The 24,210-nt window shown below is 36.1% G+C and carries 21 protein-coding genes; all 21 read left to right on the forward strand.

What is annotated here, in order from left to right:
• The first annotated feature begins 8 nt into the window (after positions 1-8).
• The 21 genes from rplL to B9N71_RS12935 all read left to right on the forward strand — a co-directional run bounded on the left by rplL (position 9) and on the right by B9N71_RS12935 (position 24,097).
• On the forward strand, positions 9-377 hold the full coding sequence (rplL, locus tag B9N71_RS01560) for a 50S ribosomal protein L7/L12 (protein WP_034884317.1): 369 nt from the start codon (positions 9-11) through the stop codon (positions 375-377).
• 245 nt (positions 378-622) lie between these two features.
• Positions 623-4,651 (forward strand): DNA-directed RNA polymerase subunit beta, encoded by a 4,029-nt coding sequence (rpoB, locus tag B9N71_RS01565; RefSeq protein ID WP_085163873.1) that lies wholly within the window; start codon positions 623-625, stop codon positions 4,649-4,651.
• Positions 4,652-4,741: 90 nt separating this feature from the next.
• Positions 4,742-8,959, forward strand: coding sequence for a DNA-directed RNA polymerase subunit beta' (gene rpoC, locus B9N71_RS01570; RefSeq protein WP_085163874.1), 4,218 nt, complete (start codon positions 4,742-4,744; stop codon positions 8,957-8,959).
• 654 nt (positions 8,960-9,613) lie between these two features.
• Positions 9,614-9,943 carry a hypothetical protein gene (locus tag B9N71_RS01575; protein ID WP_051634154.1) on the forward strand — a complete coding sequence of 110 codons (330 nt, stop codon included), beginning with the start codon at positions 9,614-9,616 and terminating at the stop codon, positions 9,941-9,943.
• A 46-nt stretch (positions 9,944-9,989) separates the two neighbouring features.
• The gene (locus tag B9N71_RS01580) at positions 9,990-10,358 is read left to right on the forward strand and encodes an SFCGS family glycine-rich protein (protein ID WP_085163875.1); all 369 of its coding nucleotides are present in this window, start codon (positions 9,990-9,992) and stop codon (positions 10,356-10,358) included.
• A 13-nt stretch (positions 10,359-10,371) separates the two neighbouring features.
• Positions 10,372-10,668: a DUF4312 family protein gene (locus B9N71_RS01585; protein ID WP_085163876.1), complete on the forward strand. Its 297-nt coding sequence runs from the start codon at positions 10,372-10,374 to the stop codon at positions 10,666-10,668.
• A 20-nt stretch (positions 10,669-10,688) separates the two neighbouring features.
• A complete protein-coding gene (locus tag B9N71_RS01590; protein ID WP_034910435.1) occupies positions 10,689-11,441 on the forward strand; it encodes a DUF4311 domain-containing protein in 753 nt (250 codons plus the stop codon).
• 29 nt (positions 11,442-11,470) lie between these two features.
• Complete coding sequence (locus B9N71_RS01595; protein ID WP_065589668.1) at positions 11,471-12,109, forward strand: DUF4310 family protein; 639 nt, start codon at positions 11,471-11,473, stop codon at positions 12,107-12,109.
• 58 nt (positions 12,110-12,167) lie between these two features.
• The gene (locus B9N71_RS01600; RefSeq protein WP_085163877.1) at positions 12,168-13,322 is read left to right on the forward strand and encodes an amidohydrolase/deacetylase family metallohydrolase; all 1,155 of its coding nucleotides are present in this window, start codon (positions 12,168-12,170) and stop codon (positions 13,320-13,322) included.
• Positions 13,300-14,439, forward strand: coding sequence for a DgaE family pyridoxal phosphate-dependent ammonia lyase (locus B9N71_RS01605; protein WP_065589632.1), 1,140 nt, complete (start codon positions 13,300-13,302; stop codon positions 14,437-14,439). The genes B9N71_RS01600 and B9N71_RS01605 overlap by 23 nt, the downstream gene beginning before the upstream one ends.
• Positions 14,439-15,179 (forward strand): 2-dehydro-3-deoxy-phosphogluconate aldolase, encoded by a 741-nt coding sequence (gene dagF, locus B9N71_RS01610; protein ID WP_065589631.1) that lies wholly within the window; start codon positions 14,439-14,441, stop codon positions 15,177-15,179. The genes B9N71_RS01605 and dagF overlap by 1 nt, the downstream gene beginning before the upstream one ends.
• On the forward strand, positions 15,180-17,102 hold the full coding sequence (locus tag B9N71_RS01615; RefSeq protein ID WP_143421982.1) for a BglG family transcription antiterminator: 1,923 nt from the start codon (positions 15,180-15,182) through the stop codon (positions 17,100-17,102).
• Positions 17,103-17,343: 241 nt separating this feature from the next.
• On the forward strand, positions 17,344-17,853 hold the full coding sequence (gene yceD, locus B9N71_RS01620; protein WP_085163879.1) for a 23S rRNA accumulation protein YceD: 510 nt from the start codon (positions 17,344-17,346) through the stop codon (positions 17,851-17,853).
• Positions 17,854-17,857: 4 nt separating this feature from the next.
• Positions 17,858-18,025 (forward strand): 50S ribosomal protein L32, encoded by a 168-nt coding sequence (gene rpmF / locus B9N71_RS01625; protein ID WP_025316508.1) that lies wholly within the window; start codon positions 17,858-17,860, stop codon positions 18,023-18,025.
• A 33-nt stretch (positions 18,026-18,058) separates the two neighbouring features.
• Positions 18,059-19,105 carry a phosphate acyltransferase PlsX gene (gene plsX / locus B9N71_RS01630; RefSeq protein ID WP_085163880.1) on the forward strand — a complete coding sequence of 349 codons (1,047 nt, stop codon included), beginning with the start codon at positions 18,059-18,061 and terminating at the stop codon, positions 19,103-19,105.
• A 4-nt stretch (positions 19,106-19,109) separates the two neighbouring features.
• On the forward strand, positions 19,110-20,063 hold the full coding sequence (locus B9N71_RS01635) for a beta-ketoacyl-ACP synthase III (protein WP_085163881.1): 954 nt from the start codon (positions 19,110-19,112) through the stop codon (positions 20,061-20,063).
• A gap of 35 nt (positions 20,064-20,098) precedes the next feature.
• On the forward strand, positions 20,099-21,034 hold the full coding sequence (gene fabD / locus B9N71_RS01640) for an ACP S-malonyltransferase (protein WP_085163882.1): 936 nt from the start codon (positions 20,099-20,101) through the stop codon (positions 21,032-21,034).
• Between the two features lie 19 nt (positions 21,035-21,053).
• Positions 21,054-21,788, forward strand: a complete 735-nt coding sequence (gene fabG, locus B9N71_RS01645; protein ID WP_085163883.1) for a 3-oxoacyl-ACP reductase FabG — start codon at positions 21,054-21,056, stop codon at positions 21,786-21,788.
• 150 nt (positions 21,789-21,938) lie between these two features.
• On the forward strand, positions 21,939-22,172 hold the full coding sequence (acpP, locus tag B9N71_RS01650; protein ID WP_034910452.1) for an acyl carrier protein: 234 nt from the start codon (positions 21,939-21,941) through the stop codon (positions 22,170-22,172).
• 161 nt (positions 22,173-22,333) lie between these two features.
• A complete protein-coding gene (gene fabF / locus B9N71_RS01655) occupies positions 22,334-23,578 on the forward strand; it encodes a beta-ketoacyl-ACP synthase II (RefSeq protein WP_034910454.1) in 1,245 nt (414 codons plus the stop codon).
• 351 nt (positions 23,579-23,929) lie between these two features.
• Entirely contained in the window at positions 23,930-24,097 is a 168-nt protein-coding gene (locus B9N71_RS12935; protein ID WP_167370036.1) for a hypothetical protein, read from the forward strand.
• Positions 24,098-24,210: the final 113 nt, after the last annotated feature.

Raw genomic sequence — 24,210 nt, forward strand, 5'->3', positions numbered from 1 at the left:
ACTATATTATGTCTATCACTAAAGAACAAATTTTAGATGCAGTTGCTGAAATGTCTGTTATGGATGTTGTTGAGCTTGTATCAATGATGGAAGAAAAATTTGGTGTTTCTGCAGCAGCAGCTGTAGCCGTAGCCGCAGCAGGTCCAGCTGAAGCAGCAGAAGAGAAAACTGAATTTGATGTAATCTTAAAAGATGTTGGTGCTAATAAAGTAGCTGTTATCAAAGCAGTTCGTGGTGCAACTGGTTTAGGCTTAAAAGAAGCTAAAGACCTTGTTGAATCAGCTCCAGCAACAGTTAAAGAAGGCGTTAGCAAAGCCGATGCTGATGAACTTAAGAAAGCACTTGAAGAATCTGGTGCAGTTGTCGAGCTTAAATAAGTTTATCGATATTCCGATAAATGGCTGGGGGTTTTATACCTCCAGCCTTTTTGCGCTATAATAAGTTAAAGAATTTTATTTGAAGATTATCAATAAAAAATAATAAAGAAATAGTATATTTATTAAGCCTAATCAATTGATATTTATAGATATTTTCGATGAGGTGTCAGGTGTATCAGTTGGCGATAACACCCTGATGAATATTTAATCATGCTAAAATAGCAGATAAGCAAGTTGAGGAACTAATGGTTTACTCTTATACCGAGAAAAAACGAATTCGTAAGAATTTTGGTAAGCGTCCACAAGTCTTGGATATACCGTATCTTCTTTCTATTCAACTTGATTCGTTCCAGAAATTTATTGAGCAAGATCCAGAAGGACAATATGGCTTAGAAGCTGCATTCCGTTCAATATTTCCGATAAAAAGTTATAGTGGTAACGCTGAGTTACAGTACGTGAGCTTTATGATGGGCGAACCTGTGTTTGATGTTAAAGAATGTCAAATTAGAGGGATCACTTACTCAGCACCGTTGCGCGTAAAATTACGTTTAGTTATTTATGATAAAGATGCGCCAGAGGGAACAGTTAAAGATATTAAAGAGCAAGACGTCTATATGGGCGAAATTCCTTTAATGACAGACAATGGTACATTTGTGATAAACGGTACAGAGCGTGTAATCGTATCGCAATTACATCGTAGTCCAGGTGTGTTCTTTGATAGTGATAAAGGTAAAACGCACTCTTCTGGTAAAGTTTTATATAATGCTCGGATTATTCCTTATCGTGGTTCTTGGCTTGATTTTGAATTTGATCCAAAAGATAATCTTTTTGCTCGTATTGACCGTCGTCGTAAACTTCCAGCAACAATTATTTTACGTGCATTAGGTTATGAAACAGAAGAAATTTTAGATATTTTCTTTGAAAAAACTATTTTTGAAGTTAGCAAATCTAAGTTAAAAATGGATCTTATTCCAGAGCGTTTACGTGGTGATACAGCACTATTTGATATTGAGTCAAAAGGTAAAGTTTACGCTGAAAAAGGCCGACGTATTACAGCTCGTCACATTCGTGAGTTAGAAAAAGATAAAGTTAGCAAAATTGATGTACCAGTTGAATATATTGTTAACAAAGTTCTTGCTAAAAATTATGTTGATGAAGAAACAGGTGAGGTAATTGCTTTTGCCAATACACCGATTTCATTAGAACTATTACTTCAATTAACGAATGCGGGCTATAAAAAAATAGAAACATTATTCACTAATGATTTAGATCATGGTGCATTTATTTCTGAGACATTAAATGTTGATTCAACTCGTGACCGACTTGGAGCATTAGTTGAAATTTATCGCATGATGCGTCCAGGTGAGCCACCTACAAAAGAAGCAGCTGAAGCGTTATTTGATAATTTATTCTTTTCTGAAGAACGTTATGATTTATCTGCTGTTGGTCGAATGAAGTTTAACCGTTCATTAGGGCGTGATGACATTGAAGGTGAAAGCGTTTTAACGAAAGATGATATCGTTGACGTAATGAAGAAATTAATTGCTATTCGTAATGGTCACGGTGAAGTTGATGATATCGACCATTTAGGTAATAGACGTATTCGTAGTGTTGGTGAAATGGCAGAAAACCAATTCCGTATTGGTTTAGTTCGTGTTGAACGAGCAGTGAAAGAACGCTTATCTCTAGGTGATCTTGATTCACTAATGCCACAAGATATGATTAATGCTAAACCAATTTCAGCAGCGATTCGTGAATTCTTTGGTTCAAGTCAGTTATCTCAGTTTATGGATCAAAACAACCCATTATCCGAAATTACGCATAAACGTCGTATTTCAGCTTTAGGACCAGGTGGTTTAACGCGTGAGCGAGCAGGATTTGAAGTGCGTGACGTACATCCAACGCACTATGGGCGTGTATGTCCAATCGAAACGCCTGAAGGTCCAAACATTGGTTTGATTAATTCATTAGCAGTTTATGCTCGTACCAATGAGTATGGATTTTTAGAAACACCATATCGTCGTGTTATTGATGGCATTGTAACTGATGAAATTAATTATCTATCAGCGATTGATGAAAGTGAATTTGTAATTGCTCAAGCAAACTCAAATCTTGATGAAAATGGTCGTTTTAAAGAAGATTTAGTAACTTGTCGTTTAAGTGGTGAATCAGGTTTATATAGTCCTGAACAAATTCATTATATGGACGTATCAACACAACAAATTGTATCTGTTGGTGCTTCATTGATTCCATTCCTTGAACATGATGATGCGAACCGTGCCTTAATGGGTGCGAACATGCAACGTCAAGCAGTACCAACCTTAAAAGCTGAAAAGCCGTTTGTTGGGACTGGTATGGAACGTGCAGTAGCTGTTGACTCGGGTGTAACAGCGGTTGCTCGTCGTGGTGGTACAGTTCAATATGTTGATGCATCGCGTATTGTGGTTAATGTTAATGCTGATGAAATATATGCTGGTGAAACAGGTATTGATATTTATAACTTAACTAAATATACACGGTCTAACCAAAATACTTGTATTAACCAAATTCCATGTGTGGAGTTGGGAGAAAAAGTTGAACGTGGTGATGTACTTGCAGATGGTCCATCTACTGACTTAGGTGAATTGGCATTAGGGCAAAATATGCGAGTGGCATTTATGCCATGGAATGGTTATAACTTTGAGGATTCTATTTTAGTTTCTGAAAAAGTGGTACAAGACGACCGTTTTACCTCGATTCATATTCAAGAGTTATCTTGTATTTCTCGTGATACAAAATTAGGTGCAGAAGAAATTACGGCGGATATTCCAAACGTAGGTGAAGCAGCACTGTCTAAACTTGATGAATCAGGTATTGTATACATCGGTGCTGAAGTAAAAGGTGGCGATATTCTGGTTGGTAAAGTGACACCTAAAGGTGAAACTCAATTAACGCCAGAAGAAAAATTGCTACGTGCTATTTTTGGTGAAAAGGCATCTGACGTTAAAGATACCTCATTACGTGTGCCAAATGGTGTTTCAGGTACTGTTATTGATGTTCAAGTGTTTACTCGTGATGGCGTAGAAAAAGATAAACGTGCAATTGAAATCGAAGAGATGCAACTCAAGCAGGCGAGAAAAGATTTAACTGAAGAACTTAAAATCTTAGAAGCTGCATTGTTTGCTCGAATTCGTGATGTATTAATTTCAGGTGGAATCAAAGCGGATAAATTAGATGCTTTACCACATCAAAAATGGCTAACAATTGGTATTGCAGACGAAGATAAACAAGCTCAATTAGAACAGTTGGCTGAACAGTACGACGAAATAAAAACAGAGTTTAACAAAAAACTTGAAGCTAAACGTATGAAGATTACTCAAGGCGATGATCTACAGCCTGGCGTTCTTAAAATCGTTAAAGTTTACTTGGCAGTTAAACGTCAAATTCAGCCTGGTGATAAGATGGCTGGTCGTCATGGTAACAAAGGGGTTATTTCAAAAATTAATCCAATTGAAGATATGCCATATGATGAAAAAGGTCGTCCAGTTGATATCGTATTGAATCCGCTAGGTGTTCCGTCCCGTATGAATATTGGACAGATATTAGAAACTCATTTGGGTATGGCTGCTAAAGGTATTGGTCAGAAGATCGATGCTATGCTAAAAGAACAGCAAGAATTAGCTAAATTACGTGAATTTATTCAAAAAGCGTATGATCTTGGTTTAGGTGCTGCGCAAAAAGTTAATGTTGCACAATTCACTGATCAAGAAGTGATGACTTTAGCACAAAATTTACGTAATGGTATGCCATTAGCAACACCTGTATTTGATGGTGCTAAAGAGCAAGAAATTAAGGCATTACTTGAACTGGGTGACTTACCAACTTCTGGTCAAATTACTTTGTATGATGGTCGTACAGGTGAAAAATTTGAACGTCCAGTTACTGTAGGTTATATGTATATGCTCAAATTGAATCACTTAGTTGATGACAAAATGCATGCTCGTTCTACAGGTTCATACAGTCTGGTTACTCAACAACCATTGGGTGGTAAAGCTCAATTTGGTGGTCAACGTTTTGGTGAGATGGAAGTGTGGGCACTTGAAGCATATGGTGCAGCTTATACCTTACAAGAAATGTTAACTGTTAAATCAGATGACGTAAACGGTCGAACTAAGATGTATAAAAATATTGTAGATGGTGATCATCGTATGGAGCCTGCGATTCCAGAATCATTTAATGTACTATTAAAAGAGATTCGTTCGCTAGGTATAAATATAGAGTTAGATGAAGAGTAATTTTCTCTAACTTAAATGATTTCTATTTATAGGGATAACTTATTAGTAATAATAAGTTATCTAATTGGTTTAACTCCATAGGAGTCAATTGTGAAAGACTTATTAAAGTTTCTAAAAGCACAAACAAAAACTGAAGACTTTGATGCTATCAAGATAGGCCTTGCTTCTCCTGATATGATTCGTTCATGGTCTTTTGGTGAAGTCAAAAAACCTGAAACAATCAATTATCGTACGTTCAAACCTGAACGTGATGGGTTGTTTTGTGCACGTATTTTCGGACCAGTAAAAGATTATGAATGTTTATGTGGAAAATATAAACGTCTAAAACACCGTGGTGTTATTTGTGAAAAATGTGGAGTTGAAGTAACTCAAGCTAAAGTACGTCGTGAACGTATGGGGCACATTGAACTTGCATCTCCAACTGCTCATATCTGGTTTTTAAAATCATTACCTTCTCGCATCGGCTTATTACTTGATATGCCACTTCGCGATATTGAACGAGTGCTTTATTTTGAGTCATTTATGGTTCTTGATGGTGGCATGACTAATTTAGAGCGAGGTCAGATTTTAACTGAAGAGCAATATCTTGACGCGTTAGAAGAGTTTGGTGATGAGTTTGATGCTCGTATGGGTGCTGAAGCTATCCAAGAATTATTGCGTAATATTGATGTGCAAGCAGAATGTGAAGCTCTACGCGATGAGCTAGCAACTACTAATTCTGAAACTAAGCGTAAAAAACTAACTAAACGTATTAAGATTATTGAAGCATTTATTCAATCAGAAAACAAACCTGAATGGATGATCTTAAATGTATTACCTGTGTTGCCACCAGATTTACGTCCATTGGTTCCACTAGATGGTGGGCGTTTTGCAACATCAGATCTAAATGATCTTTACCGTAGAGTTATTAACCGTAATAACCGTTTAAAACGTTTATTGGATTTAGCTGCACCAGATATTATTGTACGTAATGAAAAACGTATGTTACAAGAATCTGTTGACGCATTATTAGATAATGGTCGCCGAGGTCGTGCGATTACAGGTTCTAACAAACGCCCATTAAAATCCCTTGCTGATATGATCAAAGGTAAGCAAGGTCGTTTCCGTCAAAACCTGTTAGGTAAACGTGTTGACTATTCGGGTCGTTCTGTAATTACTGTAGGTCCATACTTGCATTTGCATCAGTGTGGTTTACCAAAGAAAATGGCACTTGAATTATTCAAACCATTTATTTATGGGAAATTAGAACGTCGCGGTTATGCAACAACCATTAAAGCTGCGAAGAAAATGGTTGAGCGTGAAGATGCAATTGTTTGGGATATCTTAGATGAAGTTATTCGTGAACATCCAGTATTATTAAACCGTGCTCCAACATTACATAGATTAGGTATTCAGGCATTTGAACCTATCCTAATTGAAGGTAAAGCGATTCAATTACACCCACTAGTTTGTGCGGCATTTAATGCTGACTTTGATGGTGACCAAATGGCGGTTCACGTTCCATTAACGTTAGAAGCTCAGTTAGAAGCACGTGCGTTAATGATGTCAACCAACAATATTCTTTCACCTGCAAGTGGAGAACCTATTATCGTTCCTTCTCAGGACGTGGTTTTAGGTCTTTACTATATGACTCGTGATAAAATTAATGCCAAAGGCGAAGGCATGGTATTAACTGGTCCTAAAGAAGCTGAAAAGCTATACCGTTTAGGTCTAGTTGAATTACATGCTAAAGTTAAAGTTCGTATTACTGAAAGCCAACGAAATAGTGTAGGTGAGTGGGAAGATACTACCTCGATTGTTGATACAACTGTTGGTCGTGCAATTTTATGGTTAATTATGCCAAAAGGAATGAACTTCTCTGTTATTAATCAACCTCTTGGTAAAAAAGCGATTTCTAAGATTTTAAATATTTGTTATCGCCAATTAGGTATGAAAGATACGGTAATTTTAGCCGACCAAATTATGTACACTGGATTTGCTTATGCAGCACGTTCAGGGGTATCTGTTGGTATTGATGATATGGAGATTCCAGCTAAGAAATCACAAATCATCAATGAAGCTGAAATTGAAGTTGCTGAAATTCAAGAGCAATTCCAATCAGGTTTAGTAACTGCTGGTGAACGTTATAATAAAGTTATCGATATTTGGGCTGCAGCTAATGAACGTGTTGCTAAAGCCATGATGGATAACCTATCAACTGAAAAAGTCATTAACCGTGAAGGTGAGGAAGAAGTTCAATCTTCTTTCAATAGTATTTACATGATGGCCGACTCAGGTGCACGTGGTTCTGCTGCACAGATTCGTCAGCTTGCCGGTATGCGTGGTTTGATGGCAAAACCAGATGGTTCGATTATCGAAACACCAATCACAGCGAACTTCCGTGAAGGATTAAACGTACTTCAGTACTTTATTTCTACTCATGGTGCGCGTAAAGGTCTTGCCGATACTGCATTAAAAACCGCAAACTCAGGTTACTTAACTCGACGTTTAGTTGACGTTGCACAAGATCTAGTGGTAATCGAAGACGACTGTGGCACCTTAGAAGGTGTGGTCATGACCCCAGTTATTGAAGGTGGTGATGTTAAAGAACCACTTCGTGAGCGTGTATTAGGTCGAGTCACAGCTGAAGATGTATTAAAACCTGGTAGTGCAGATATCTTAATTCCACGTAATACTTTACTTGATGAAAGTAAATGTGACTTACTTGAAGCTGAATCGGTAGATAGCGTTAAAGTACGTTCAGTCGTTTCGTGTGATACTGATTTTGGTGTTTGTGCAAAATGTTATGGACGAGATTTGGCTAGAGGTCATTTGGTTAATAAAGGTGAAGCCATCGGCGTTATTGCTGCGCAATCAATTGGTGAACCAGGTACTCAGTTAACCATGCGTACGTTCCATATTGGTGGTGCGGCATCGCGAGCTGCTGCTGAATCAAGTGTGCAAGTTAAAAACAAAGGTAGTATTAAATTAACTAATGCTAAATTTGTAACTAACCCAGATAAGAAATTGGTTATTACTTCGCGTAATGCTGAATTAACTATTATTGATGAATTAGGTCGAATGAAAGAAACCTATAAAGTTCCTTACGGTTCGATTTTAAGTAAAGGTGATGGTGTAACAGTTGATGCGGGTGAAACCGTTGCTAACTGGGATCCGCATACAATGCCAGTTATTTCAGAAGCAAAAGGTTTTGTTCGTTTTGTTGATATGGTTGATGGACAAACTATTACTCGCCAAACTGATGAGTTAACTGGTTTATCATCTATTGTGATATTAGACGTAGCTGAACGTACTGGGGTGGGTAAAGATTTACGTCCAGCAATTAAAATTGTTGATGCTGAAGGTAAAGATATTTATCTTACTGGTACAGAAATGCTTGCACAATACTTTTTACCAGGTAAAGCGTTAGTACAGTTAGAAGATGGTGCAGAAATCAATATTGGTGACACACTTGCTCGTATTCCACAAGCATCTGTTGGTACCAAAGATATCACCGGTGGTTTACCACGTGTTGCTGACCTATTTGAAGCTCGTAAACCAAAAGAGCCTGCTATTTTAGCTGAAATTGATGGTATCATTTCATTTGGTAAAGAAACGAAAGGTAAACGTCGTTTAATTATCACTCCGTTAGATGGTAGTGAACCATATGAGGAAATGATTCCAAAATGGCGTCAACTTAACGTATTTGAAGGTGAACAAGTTGGTCGTGGAGATGTAATTTCTGATGGACCTGAATCGGCTCATGACATTTTACGTCTACGTGGTGTTAATGCTGTAACACGTTATATTGTAAACGAGGTTCAAGAAGTTTATCGTCTACAAGGTGTAAAAATTAACGATAAACACATTGAAGTTATTGTGCGCCAAATGTTACGTAAAGCAACAGTTATCCATCCTGGTGGCTCTCGCTTGCTTGAAGGCGAACAACTTGAAGTTTCACGCTTGAAGATTATCAACCGTGAACTTGAGGCTCAAGGTAAAGAACCAATTGTTTATTTACACGATCTACTTGGTATTACCAAAGCATCATTAACGACTGAATCGTTTATTTCTGCAGCTTCGTTCCAAGAAACGACTCGCGTCTTAACAGAGGCAGCGGTAGCTGGTAAAAATGACGAATTACGTGGCTTAAAAGAAAACGTAATTGTTGGTCGATTAATTCCAGCTGGTACAGGTTATGCTTACCATAAGGAACGTTTACGTAAACGAGCAATGCCATCGACTGATGAGATTCAAACAACAATTTCAGCTGAAGAAGCTACAGCTAATTTAGCTGAGTTACTAAATTCTGCTGAAGAAAATCAATAGTCTCATTAGATTTGATTCATAAATAGCACGCATAGCGTGCTATTTTTTTATATGATGACTAAAAGTCATAAATATAAAAAGTATAGGCATGTATGTTGTAATGAATCGTCTTTACCTTTCACAAGAGAAAATAGAAGAAAGCTATGCGCTGTTTTCTACAGAGTGGATGTCTAAAGTGGATTTTAAAGCTTAAGTTAATTTTGCACAATTTGCTCATAGTCTTCATAATATAAATAGCTAAGTATAAAAAGATTAATTTTTTAAATATTAAAAAAATCAAATAAAATCAATAGTAAACCTGAGCGTTTTTGGAAAAATAAACTAATTTTTTAATTTTTACCTATTTTTTACAATGTTTGAATATTATCCTCAATGTATAAATGACAGTATTATCTAATTAATCAAATTATAGAAATTGTATTTTTAAATGTATTTGTGAAGGTCGGGTTTTATGATCTAAATCACAAAATTGAACATAGATTTAATCAATAAATAGTTGTATCAAGAGTAACAATTCTTGCTTATTGCTGTATTTAGCAAACTTTATAATAAATTTCCTCTTGCAGACGGAAAAATTCTCTATCCACATTAAGCCTTGATTGATTTACGCTTATTCTATCCAATTCAAAAAACAATAAGAGATATGTATTAGCTATGAACCCAATAAAATTTCGAATGATCGAGGATAATTTAGAACCAGAGTTAGTTACTGAACAAACCATTACGATCATCAATAGTTGGTTAGTACAGCATCAAATCATACAAAATGATGTTCAAAAAGCGATGTTATTTTCACATGTAAAAGCTATGGTTGAAAGGGCCAAAACATTAGAAACATTACCTGAAGTCGACCCTGGGTTATTTGATGAACTTTCAGAAGAATCTTTAGAACTGGCAAGAAAAACAATAAACTTATTTGATAATTTACCGATAGAAGAAGCATATTTATTGGCAGTTCATTATGAAGTAGCTAAAGCAAATTAAACGATTACTAGACAAGTAAAAAACAATAATTAATAGGAGAAATATTATGGCAGAAGTAGTTATTGTTATCGGCGATAGAATGGGAAAAGGGCAAAAAATTGCGGAGGGAATTAACTCAGTAGAAGGTTGTCGTGCAATCGTCATTCCAGGTATGGCAGCAGATATGAAATTAGGTGATGTAATGAATAAAGAAAATGCCGATTTGGGCCTTTCATTTTGTGGTAGTGGTGGAGCTGGTGCTATTACTGCACAAAATAAATATGGCTATTCACAACGCCATGGTATGCGATCAATTGAGGAAGGTGAAACAGCTATTAATGACGGCTGTAAAGTTCTTGGTTTTGGTTTTATGGACACGGAAGAATTAGGACAACGTGTAGCAAAAGCATTTCTTAAAAAATATTCACGTTCATAAACGGTAAATAAGAATGAAAAAAACAGAACAAATACTTGTTAGAGTAAAAGGTCATGGTGATTCTAAGCAGCGAGCTTTTGCTATAGCTTTAAGTCAGGTTCAGAAAGAAGTACTCAAAAACATTAATAATATTATGTTGCGAATAGAACCAATTGATATTCAAGTTGTATCAGCAATAGAAAAGATAACAACAGAACGTTTTTTGTTTATCTTTTTGCCAAGGAAAAAGACATTTTATGAAATCACGCTTGATGTATCTGTTAACGTAATTTTTATTGATTTAAATGATATTAAATTTACTTCAAAATAACATAACGTAAAAGGGAAGTTATGGAAATTTTAATTATTGCATTCAAGTCTATTATTATCGGCGGACTTTGTGGTTTTGGGGTCGGTGCGGGAGCTGCTCGAATGTTTCATGCGCCAACTTATCAAGGGATGGGTGCGTTTCGGACATTAGGTGAACTTAATTCTTGTGAAGGTGATCCTGCAGCGCACTTTTCATTTGGTTTAGGGTTTTTTTTTAATGCGTGGGCTTCATCGGTTGCTGCTGGTTCTTTTACTCAAGACGTTGATCATCGCATCATCCCTAACTGGGGTGGAGCTTTATTGATGATAAAAAATCGTAATCTTGCAGAAACCTTACATGATCCTAAAAAAATGGCATTTGCTTGTGCATTTATTGGGATGATTGTGGTGTTATTTTTAAATACAACCACTTCAGTTATTCCTGATTCGCTAAAAATTACTGCAACGAAGGTTCTTGTTCCTGCCGCTAACTTGTTAGTTGCAACGGTTATGCCTGTTATTTTCTGGTTAGCCGCTCTAGATGCAGGGCGTCGTAGTGGATTTTGGGGAACGTTATTTGGTGGGCTTGCACAGTTAATTATGGGCAATGCAGTACCAGGGTTGGTGTTGGGTATATTGATTGGCAAAGGTGTAGATGATAGTGGCTGGAACCGTGTGATGAAAATCATGTTAGTTGCTGTCATTATTTTATTTGTTATGAGTGGATATTTCCGTGGTTTTGATTTGAAGATGATTAACTCGTTTAGAGATGGTTTATCTTATTGGTTTAAATAATATAGGGACACATTATGAATACACAAACAATGGTCAATAAAAGTTTTTGGTATGCCGATTGGTCTTTCCCTATTATTTGTGGGCTATTATCTGCCGGTATTTTTGCTGGAACGCATACATTCTATGTGTACGGTATTGGTGCATTTAATGAAATTGCATTTGTTGCTATGCTCAAATCAGGAATGACCACTGGCGATTATGGCGCTGTTGCGGCTTTTGGTGCTAGTTTTTTATTTGCTCGTGTTATTGAGGGTTCCTTGGTCGGCATTTTAGATATCGGTGGTGCATTGCAAACAGGTATTGGGCTTGGTGTACCTGCGTTACTGCTAGCTGGCGGCTATACTTTACCTATTGAAAATTTTTTTGCAGCGTTAGCAACTGGATTGATATTAGGTGTGCTTATAGGCTTAATTATTATTATTATCCGTAAATTCACTGTCAATAGTGGTGGTGGTTCGACTTTTGGTGCTGATGTCATGATGGGGGCAGGTAATGCATCAGGACGATTTCTTGGTCCTATGATTATTTTATCTGCGATGGTTGCTTCAATTCCTATTGGTACCGGTTCATTATTGGGGGCGCTACTTTTTTATGTATGGAAAAAACCAATCACAGGTGGAGCTATTTTAGGTGCTATGATTTTTGGTGGTATATTTCCAATTTTATAATATTAGTTATTCCCCTCTGTAATTTATTAAATTGCAAAGAGGGGATTCGGAATAAATTATGTATGATTTAATTATAAAAAATGCCAAACAAATTGATGAATCAGTAACAGATATTGCTATTCATCATGGAAAGATTGTTGCGATTGCTAGTTCTATTACAGACCAATCTGAGCGTGTCTTAGATCTACAAAATAAGCACTATGTCAGTGCCGGATGGATTGATTCACACACCCATTGTTTTGCTCGTTCACCTATTTATCATGATGAGCCTGATTTGATCGGCGTTAAAGCTGGTGTTACCGCGGTTGTTGATGCTGGTAGCATTGGAGCTATCGATGTAGATGAGTTTTATCAATTAGCTCAGCAAGCAAGTACACATGTTTACTCTTTCTTAAATATTTCTAAAATCGGGTTATTAAGGCAAAGTGAACTGGCCGATTTACAAAATATTGATTTATCATTATTTGATTCGGCATTAGCTAAGTATCCCGATTTTATTATTGGGATCAAAGTGCGAATGAGCCGTAGTGTAGTAGGTGGAAATGGCATTTTACCCTTAATTAAAGCTAAAGAAATGCAAAAAAAGAGTGGTTTACCTTTAATGATCCATGTTGGCAATAATCCTCCAGAGCTTGATGAAATTGCTGATTTGTTAACAAAAGGTGACATTATTACACATTGTTTTAATGGTAAACCCAATCAAATCTTTGATAAACAAAATAAACTGCGTGGTTCAATTAAACGAGCAATTGAACGTGGTGTGATATTGGATGTCGGTCATGGTGGTGAAAGTTTTAGTTTTTCAGTAGCAGAACGAGCTAAATGCTTAGATATTTATCCTAATACTATTAGCTCTGATATTTATTCTAAAAACCGTTTACAGGGACCAGTTTTTAGTCTGGCTAATGTGATGACAAAGTTTATCTGTCTTGGTTATAGTCGAAAAAGAATCATTGATAGTGTGACGAAAAATGTGGCACAAGTTTTGCAACTTAAAAATAAAGGTGTTTTATCGGTTGGTTATGATGCAGATTTGACTATTTTTGATATTAGACAGCAAACAGTTTCATTATTAGATTCAGAAGGTGAAGTTAGACAAAGTGATGAGCAATTTGTTCCTCTAGCCTCTATTGTTGCTGATGAGAAAAACCATTTGATACGAATTGAAATAACAGAAGAAGGTAGTAAAAATGAGCTCAGAATCTCAAACTGAAAAAGATGTTTACAGTAAATATAACCTAAAAAAGGTAATTAATGCATCAGGACGAATGACAATTTTAGGTGTTTCAACGCCAAGGCCTGAAGTGGTCGATACTGTATCCCATGGGCTAAATGAATATTTTGAAATTAAAGATTTGGTTGATAAAACAGGCCAATATATTGCTAAATTGCTTAATGTTGAAAATGCGGTGGTAGTATCATGTGCTTCTGCTGGTATTGCCCAAGCTGTTGCTGGATTAATTATTAAGGATGATCGCGATTTATTATTTAATTTACATTCATCTGACAAATATGTCCCCCGTGAAATCATTGTTCCTAAAGGTCATAATGTTAATTTTGGTGCACCAATTGGCACAATGGTTTCTTTAGGTGGAGGGATTATTGTTGAAGCTGGTTATGCCAACGAGTGTAAGCCTGAGCATATTGAATCACTAATTAATCCAGATACTGCCGCAATTTTATATATTAAGTCACATCATTGTGTACAAAAAAGTATGTTGTCGGTTGCACAAACAGCAGCAATTGCAAAAAAACATAATGTCCCATTAATTGTTGATGCAGCGGCAGAAGAAGATTTACAAACTTATTATCAGCAAGGCGCAGATTTGGTTGTTTATAGTGGTGCTAAAGCAATCGAAGGGCCAACTAGTGGTTTGGTTATTGGTCGTCATCAGGCGGTGGAATGGTTAAAACTACAATCACAAGGTATTGGCCGACCAATGAAAGTAGGAAAAGAAGGTATTTTAGGATTAACAAAAGCTATTGAACTTTATATTACTGATAAAAAGACTGAAACAGGACAGCAAATGGTGACTAAAATGACGCCATTTATTGAAAGCCTAAATACACTTGATGGAGTATCAGCCAGAGTCGTTTGGGATGGCGCAGGACGTGATATTGCGCGTGCAGAAATAACGTTTGATGCAAGTGTAATAGGTAAATCTGCAATTGAGATAGTTGACCTGATGAAAAAAGGCGAAATAGCAGTGTATTTCAGAGAATATAAAGCCAATGAAGGTAAAGTTGATGCCGATGTGCGTAGTGTAACATCAGCCCAACTCGATATTATTTACAACAAAATCAAAAATATTATTCAAGGAGCAAAATAATGCAACTGACTCCAAATTATTATAATGATCGTGTTTGTTTAAATGTTTTAGCAAATTCAATCGATAATGCAAAAGAGATTTATGAAGCGGCACAAAGTCATGTAGTTGTTGGTATCTTATCTAAAAACTATTCAGATAATGAATCGGCGATTGAGGATATGCAAAAATACGCCGCAGCTATCGATAATGCTATTTCTGTGGGGCTTGGTGCAGGTGATCCAAATCAGTCAACTATGGTGTCTGAAATTTCAGCGGTACTTCAACCACAGCATATTAACCAAGTCTTCACGGGTGTTGCGACTAGCCGAGCATTGTTAGGACAAAAACAAACAATCATTAATGGTTTAGTTTCGCCGACAGGTAAAGTTGGTTTAGTTAATATTGCAACTGGACCTTTAAGCTCAAATTCGCCAGCAGGAGTTATTCCAGTGGAAACAGCTATCGCTTTACTGAAAGATATGGGCGGCAGTTCAATAAAATATTTTCCTATGGGAGGTCTAAAACATAAAGATGAATTTGAGTATGTGGCTAAGTGTTGTGCTGAGTACGATTTCTATCTTGAGCCGACAGGTGGAATTGATTTAGATAATTATGAAGCAATTTTAAAAATTGCCTTAGATGCAGGTGTAAAAAAAATTATTCCACACATCTATAGTTCTATTATTGACAAAGCGACTGGTGCAACGCGAACCAATGATGTCAAACAACTTTTAGCTATCACACAAAAACTAGTAGGATAAATGATGTCATCTAAAGTGCTTTTCTCTTATCAGCGATTAGCGTATTTATTTGATACTATAAAAAAAGAGACACTACCTCAGCAAGAGTTAGCTAATCGCTTTTCAGTATCTACTCGCACAATTCGTACTGATGTTTCAGCACTTAACGATGTTTTACGTAGTTATGGTGCTCAAGTTGATTATACTAAAAATGTAGGATATCAACTTGTAGTAACCGATCCAGTCAGTTATGCTCAATTGCCTATTACTCAAGCAATTGAGCAAGTACCAAGAACTAGTAAAGAAAGGGTTTCGGCTTTATTGATTGCTTTTTTAACACAGTCCAATTCTGTGAAATTGGATGATATCGCTGATGAGTGGTTTTTAAGTCGCAGTACTTTACAAAATGATGTTATTGAGGTTAAACAATATTTAGATAAGTACAATTTATCTCTTGAAAATCGTCCTTATTATGGGATGTACTTAGTTGGAGAGGAGTCATCAATTCGAGCATGTTTAACTGATATATTGTGGCAACGTCATATGGCAGAAGATACTATAAACGTAAGCAGGCTTCGTCAGACAATATTAAATGATATTGATTTAGATTATCTTGAAAAGATTTTACAAAACCAACTTGAACGTTTTGAACTAAAGTTAAATGCTGAAGGACAGGGATATTTGCTTTACAGTTGCGCTGTATCTATTACTCGTATTACTCAAGGTTATGAGCTGCTTGAATATCAAGTTGATCAAATTAATACAACAGTTATTAGTGCTGCACGTGAAATTTCAGAAGAGTTTTCATATTTTTTAGGCAGTGTACTTTGTGATGCGGAATTTAATTATCTGTGTGTACAAATTATTTCTCGAATAATAACAGAATCCCCAAATCAAGCAAAAAGTTTGGCGTTAGTTGAGCATATATTATCTTATATTAATGATACATATCACTATAATTTATGGGATGATACTAAATTACGCCAAGATATGCTGATTCATACGTCATCAATGTTATCTAGGATAAAATATCAAATAAGAACAACCAATCCTTTATTGCATGAAATTAAACAATATTATCCATTTGCTTATGATATTACGCTTTCTGCGTTAACTAATACAGAAAAGTACACCGAATCAAAAATGACAGAAGATGAAATAAGTTATTTAGCCTTACATATTGGTGTAGCATTGGAGCGAAATTATAGTGCAGGGCATGAAAGATTTGCACAAATTCTATTAGTTAGTGAGCTCAGTAACTCAACTTTGCGTATGGTTGAATCAAAAATTAAGAGAGATTTTCCGCATATCCAAATTAATCGTACACTTTCCTATCGAGAGTATGAGCAATTAACACAAATAGAAGAGGATTTTGTTGTATCAACTGTTCGCTTAACCGAAAAAGACAAACAAATTGTCAAAATAGCACCATTTCCGACAGCTTATCAGCTTGAACAATTAGGGCGATTGGCAATGGTTGATCGAAAAATGCCTTATATTATTGAACGTTTTTTTGATGAAAAGTTCTTTATTATTATTGATAAACCAATGACACAAAAAGAGATTTTTAAAAGTATTTGTGTAAGGCTTGAACAATCAGGATATGTTGGTAGTGATTTTTATCCATCAGTTGTTGAGCGTGAAAAAATAGTCTCTACATTATTAGGTGAAAATATTGCTATTCCTCATTCAGTTGGATTGTTGGCAAGAAAAACTGTAGTTACGACTATTTTAGCACCACAAGGTATTGTTTGGGATAAAAATGAAGTTGCACATGTTATTTTTTTATTAGCAATTAGCAAAGATGAATATGAAGATGCTATGCGAATATATAATTTGTTTGTAAACTTTGTCAAAGAAAAGTCTACCAAACGTTTATTAGATAGCAGAACTTTTGATGATTTTCGAGCGATTATGAAAGATAGTTTGTGCCGATTATCATAATAAATGAAAAGACCAAAATAACTACTTTTATACTGAAATATGGGTGTTTCCTGAAAGAACTTTACAAGAAAAAAATTATCATTAACAAAATGAATATTAAAGTAATAATCAACAACTAAAACAAATTATATTGTGTGATCCCATTGACGAAACCTTGATTTAAAGGTAATATGCGCGCCTTATGGCATTGTGTAGTTTTTAACTACACCAAAAAATTTTTTTAAGGTAGTATGCATATCTTATGCAAAATAAATTACCATTTACTATTGACCCGATTAAATCGGCACAAAAACGACTTGATTATATTGGATATTATCCACTTCAAGCGGTAAATAGGGTTGATAACCCAAAAAGTGATATTGAATGTAGTTTGTCTTTTTATTATGATGAACAAAAACTCTGCATTATCAATATTGATGCAAAATTAACGTTAGAACAAACTTGTCAACGTTGTTTTAAACCTTTTGTCACTGAAGTTCATGTGACGAATAAATTTAGTCCTGTTAAGAGCGATGCTCAAGCAGAGACGCTACCGGAACATTATGAACCCGTTTTGATGAACGAGTTTGGTGAAGTAGATATATTAGCGTTACTTGAGGACGAAATTATTCTCTCGTTACCAATTGCGCCGGTACATGATAGTAAACACTGCGAAGTGTCAGAGGCAGATATGGTATTTGGTGAAATTCCTACTGAGAATGAAAAAACAAATCCATTTGCAATTTTAGTTAGTTTAAAGAATAAGGGGTAAATCCATGGCTGTTCAACAGAATCGTAAAACTCGTGCAAAACGTGGTATGCGTCGTTCTCATGATGCATTAACTGTTGCTAATATCTCAGTTGATGAATCAGGTAAAACACATTTGCGTCATCACGTAACCGCTGATGGTTATTATCGTGGTCGTAAAGTGATTTCTAAATAATTATTTAGTAATTAGAAATCCTCAGGTGACATTTTGGATAATCTAACCATTGCGTTAGATGCTATGAGCGGGGACTTCGGTCCTCGTGTTGTTGTTCCTGCTGCAATACAAGCACTAAATAATTATCCAACTCTTTCAATCTTTCTGGTAGGCTGTCTAACAGAAATTAATCTTTTTTTGCCTAAAGAAAATTCAAAGTTAATTACCCAATACCAACAAGAAGGTCGATTGATGTTGATGGAATCGACATCAGTAATAGCTAATGATATGAAACCTTCTTATGCAATTCGTCATAGTCAAGGATCTTCTATGAGAATTGCGCTTGAGTTAGTTAAAGATAATAAAGCTCAAGCATGTGTAAGTGCTGGTAATACTGGTGCGTTAATGGGGCTGTCAAAACTACTTTTGCATTCATTGACTGGTATAGATCGTCCTGCACTTGTTGCTATAGTTCCAGCATTAAATAATCAAAATACAGTAGTATTGGATTTAGGAGCTAATGCCGAGTGTGATAGTGATATGTTAGTTCAGTTTGCGATAATGGGTGAAATTTTAGCTAAAACAGTGCTTAATATTGAATATCCTCGTGTTGCATTACTTAATATTGGTGAAGAAGACATTAAAGGTTTGGATAAAATTCGCGCGGCTTCTGCTATTTTGAAATCAAATAACCAAATTAATTATATCGGTTATTTAGAAGGTAACGAACTTTTAACAGGTAAAACCGATGTACTTGTTTGTGATGGTTTTGTGGGTAATGTAACGTTAAAAACAGTAGAAGGTTTAATAAAAATTTTTATGTCTTCTTTTAAATTATCGTTAGGTCATCATTCACTATTATTGAAATTATTGAGTAAATGGCTACAAAGGAAAATTGCAAAAAATTTTGGTTATTTAGATCCCGGACGATATAATGGTGCTTGCTTGCTTGGACTTCGAAGTATTGTGATTAAAAGTCACGGTAGTGCCAATCAAAAATCATTTTATGCAGCAATAGAACAAGCTATTTTGGCTATACAAACAAATATACCTGAGAAGATTGCAGCGAGCCTTTCTTCCGCACTACCCAAGAGCGAATAATTAGATGTATACAAAGATATTAGGAACTGGGAGTTATCTTCCAAAACAGATAAGAACTAATGCAGATCTTGAAAAAATGGTTGATACCAGTGATGAATGGATCACAACGCGTACTGGTATTAAAGAAAGACGTATCGCAGCGCCAGATGAAACAGTAACGAGCATGGCTTATGAAGCTGCTATAAATGCAATTGAAATGGCCAATATCGATAAAGAAGAAATAGGTATGATTATTGTTGCAACAGCAACTTCGGGCAATGCATTTCCAAGTTCTGCAACAGAATTACAAGCTAAATTAGGTATTGGTGATGTCGTTGCTTTTGACGTGTCAGCTGCTTGTTCTGGGTTTATTTATGCGCTTGATATTGCTGACAAATATGTTAAAAGTGGTGCAATTAAAAATGCTTTAGTTGTTGGTTCTGACATGTTAACCCGTGGTGTTGATCCAAATGATCGAGGCACCATTATCATTTTTGGGGATGGTGCAGGAGCGGTTGTTGTCGGCGCATCAGAAGAACCAGGTATTATTGCTTCGCATCTTCATGCTGATGGTCGTTATGGTGATCTATTAAAATATCCATATGTTGATCGCCGTAATATGAATGATCCTGTTTATATGACAATGCATGGCAATGAAGTGTTTAAAGTGGCAGTTAAAGAGCTGTCAAATTTGGTTGACGAGCTTTTAACTGAGAACACGCTCAACAAAGCAGATTTAGATTGGTTAGTCCCCCATCAAGCTAATTTAAGAATTATTTCTGCAACCGCAAAACGCCTAGATATGGATATGAATAAAGTTATTGTCACATTAGATAAGCAGGGCAATACTTCTGCTGCTTCTGTGCCTTGTGCTTTAGATACTGGTGTAAGAGATGGACGAATTCAACGAGGTCACCTAATTTTATTAGAAGCCTTTGGTGGCGGATTTGTTTGGGGATCTGCACTAGTTAGATTTTAGTTTATGAAGTATTTTTAATGATCAAGGATTTAAGAATGACCAAATTTGCAATGGTATTTCCAGGACAAGGCTCTCAAGCTGTCGGTATGTTAAAAGATCTTGCTGATAATTTTCCGATTGTCAAATCAACATTTGATGAAGCTTCTGATGTGTTAGGTTATGATTTGTGGGATTTAGTACAAAAAGGCCCTGTTGAAGAACTAAATAAAACATGGCAAACACAACCAGCACTACTTGCTTCATCTGTTGCAATATTTAGAATCTGGCAAAGTGTTAATGGTACTCAACCTGATTTTATGGCTGGTCATAGTTTAGGCGAATATTCTGCTTTAGTTTGTGCAGGCGTGATTGAGTTTAAAGATGCGATTAAATTAGTCGAATTACGCGGAAAATTAATGCAAGAAGCCGTGCCAAGCGGCACAGGTGCAATGTATGCTATTATTGGATTAGATAACGAATCAATTAGCAAAGCATGTGAACAAGCGGCTCAAGGGCAGATTGTTGCGCCAGTTAATTTTAATTCACCTGGTCAAGTAGTTATTGCTGGTAATAAGGAAGCTGTTGAACGTGCAGGCTCACTATGTAAAGATGCGGGTGCTAAGCGTGCATTACCGCTTGCTGTTAGCGTACCATCACATTGTGCGTTAATGAAGCCAGCAGCTGACAAATTAGCGACTACATTAAACGATATTGAATTTAACACACCAAAGTTTGCTGTTATCAATAATGTTGATGTTAAAGTTGAAACGTCTGCAGAAAAAATTAAAACTGCATTAATTGCTCAGCTTTACAGCCCTGTACGTTGGACTGAAACTGTTGAGTATATGGCAAAACAAGATGTAAAACTTTTAGTTGAAATGGGGCCAGGGAAAGTATTAACTGGATTAACTAAACGTATTGTTGATACACTTTCTGGTCTTGTGGTTAATGATAAAGTATCATTAGAAACGGCATTAGAAAACACAAAGTAAAATGGTAAAAGGGGTAGTTATGAACCTATCAGGAAAAATTGCTTTAGTTACGGGCGCAAGTCGTGGAATTGGTAAAGCAATTGCAGAAAAATTAGTTGCTTGTGGCGCAACTGTTATTGGTACGGCAACAACAGAAAAAGGTGCTGAAGCTATTAGCCATTACTTAGGAGCAAATGGTAAAGGTCTTGCTTTAAATGTGACAGATGAAACATCAATTGAGTCAGTTATTGGTGCAATTAAGGCTGAATTTGGTGATATTGATATTTTGGTTAATAACGCAGGTATTACTCGTGATAATTTATTAATGCGAATGAAAGAAGACGAATGGCAAGATATTTTGAATACAAATTTAACATCTGTTTTTCGCTTATCTAAAGCATTATTGCGCACAATGATGAAAAAACGCTATGGAAGAATTGTAACCATTGGCTCAGTAGTAGGCACAATGGGAAATGCGGGCCAAGCTAACTATGCTGCAGCTAAAGCTGGATTAATTGGTTTTAGTAAATCATTAGCACGTGAAGTTGCATCACGAGGTATTACTGTTAACGTGGTTGCACCTGGTTTTATCGCAACTGATATGACCAATGCATTAACCGATGAACAAAAATCTTTAACATTAGCACAAGTTCCTGCTGGACGATTAGGTGAACCAACAGAAATAGCTAATGCAGTAGCATTTTTAGTATCAGATGAAGCATCTTATATTACTGGTGAAACTTTACATGTCAATGGTGGCATGTATATGGTGTAATTGGTTAGAATAGTGTAAAATGAGCCATTATTTTAACGTTTTGAACAAAAACTAAGCAATTGGGTTGGAAAATGATTGGCATCTTTTTCAACATTTTATAAACTTACATTCACCGCCACTTTCGGCGATTTTTATAGGAAAAAAAAGAGTATGAGCACTATTGAAGAGCGAGTTAAGAAAATTATTGTTGAGCAACTTGGTGTAAAAGAGGAAGAAGTTAAAAACGAATCTTCTTTCATTGAAGATCTTGGCGCTGACTCTCTTGATACAGTTGAATTAGTTATGGCTTTAGAGGAAGAATTTGATACTGAAATTCCTGACGAAGAAGCTGAAAAAATTACAACTGTTCAATCTGCAATTGATTATATTACTGCAAATCAATAAGGTTAGTAGAGTTTTTATGATAGGCGGTCAAATGATCGCCTAGTTTGTATTTATATCTTTAATTATTAAATTAAAAACAAGTCGGTATAAATCTTTAGAAAACTCAAAATAAAATTTTTCAATGATTCAAATTTCATTTCAATCCTTTCCTGGAGGGCAATGTGTCTAAACGCAGAGTTGTTGTTACTGGAATGGGCATGATATCTCCTGTAGGTAATACAGTTGAATCCACTTGGCAAGCTTTATTAGCTGGGCAAAGTGGTGTTGAACTCATAGAGCACTTTGATACAGCCCCTTTCGCAACGCGCTTCGCAGCGATGGTTAAAAACTTTAATGGCGAAGATTATAATATTTCACGCAAAGATGCACGTAAAATGGATTATTTTATCCAATATGGCATTGCTGCAGGTATGCAGGCAATGCAAGATGCAGGCATTGAAATCACGAATGAAAACGCAGAACGAATCGGTTGTGCTATAGGTTCTGGTATTGGTGGGCTTGGGTTGATTGAAGAAAACCACAGTGCATTAGTAAATGGTGGACCACGCAAAATTAGCCCGTTTTTTGTACCATCAACAATTGTTAATATGATTGCAGGTCACTTATCTATTATTTATGGATTAAAAGGACCGAGTATTACTATTGCAACAGCTTGTTCTTCAGGTGTTCATAATATTGGTCATGCTGCACGCATGATTGCTTATGGTGATGCAGATGCGATGTTAGCGGGTGGTGGCGAAAAAGCGAGTACCCCATTGGGTATCGGTGGTTTTGGTGCAGCCCGTGCTTTATCAACTAATAACGACAATCCTAAAGCAGCAAGCCGTCCTTGGGATAAAGACCGTGATGGTTTTGTGTTGGGTGATGGTGCAGGAATCATGTTCTTAGAAGAATATGAACATGCCAAAAAACGCGGAGCTAAGATTTACGCTGAACTAGTTGGATTTGGTATGAGTGGTGATGCTTATCATATGACTTCACCACCAGCCGATGGTAGTGGTGCGGCCTTAGCAATGAAATGTGCACTTCGTGATGCAGGTATTGCTCCAGATCAGGTTGGTTATATTAATGCTCATGGTACATCGACCCCCGCTGGTGATAAGGCTGAAACCCAAGCGGTAAAAAGTATTTTTAAAGAAAATGCTAGCAAAGTGATGGTGAGTTCAACTAAATCTATGATAGGGCATTTATTGGGTGCAGCTGGTGCAGTTGAGTCAATTTTCACTGTCCTAGCATTACGTGATCAAGCTGTTCCGCCGACAATTAATCTTGATAATCCTGATGAGGGATGTGATCTTGATTATGTTCCTCATACAGCGCGTCAGGTTAAAAATTTAGAATATGCACTTTGTAACTCTTTTGGTTTTGGCGGAACCAATGGTTCGGTCCTATTTAAAAAAATATAATTTTAATTATTTTCCCATCACTAAAAATGGTGGGAATTTATTCATCTCTTGTTAATGTGTTGTCAATAATAGTCCATTTTTATTAAGTAAAAATGTAGCGTATTCCTCATTTTTCTAACATTCTATTTGGTAAATTGAATGTTAAAGCTTGTTTTATATTTATATCAACAAATATATTTTCTCCTTGATTGAAGACGATATGTTTAGTGTATGTTCAAATTTTATTCTTATATTTTAGAAGCTTTAAATGTGGCGGATGCCTGTTGCTCATGCCATTCATAATGGCTTTACTGTATCAGAAACAACGCATGATTATTGGCTGGAGAAACAGTAGCGATAGGTACATTGGTAATGTTAATCGATAGTAATTCAGATATGATTGAAACTGTATATAATTTCTGCGAATCTGTCGGTTTATCAACCATGCTGGCTGAATTTGGCTTAGCTAATACCAGTGATGAAGAGTTGATGAAAATCGTTATAAAAGTAGCAACTACAGAGGGACTACGTCGTAAATAGTTTTGCACTTTTTTAGATTAATTGTGCTAACTTTAAATGTACTCTGGTTGGTTTTTTACATCAAGAATTTTTATTTCTTTTACATTTTGTTGTAAGTTCATGTAGGTAAAGAG

Source organism: Gilliamella bombi (assembly GCF_900103255.1).
Taxonomy (GTDB): domain Bacteria; phylum Pseudomonadota; class Gammaproteobacteria; order Enterobacterales; family Orbaceae; genus Gilliamella; species Gilliamella bombi.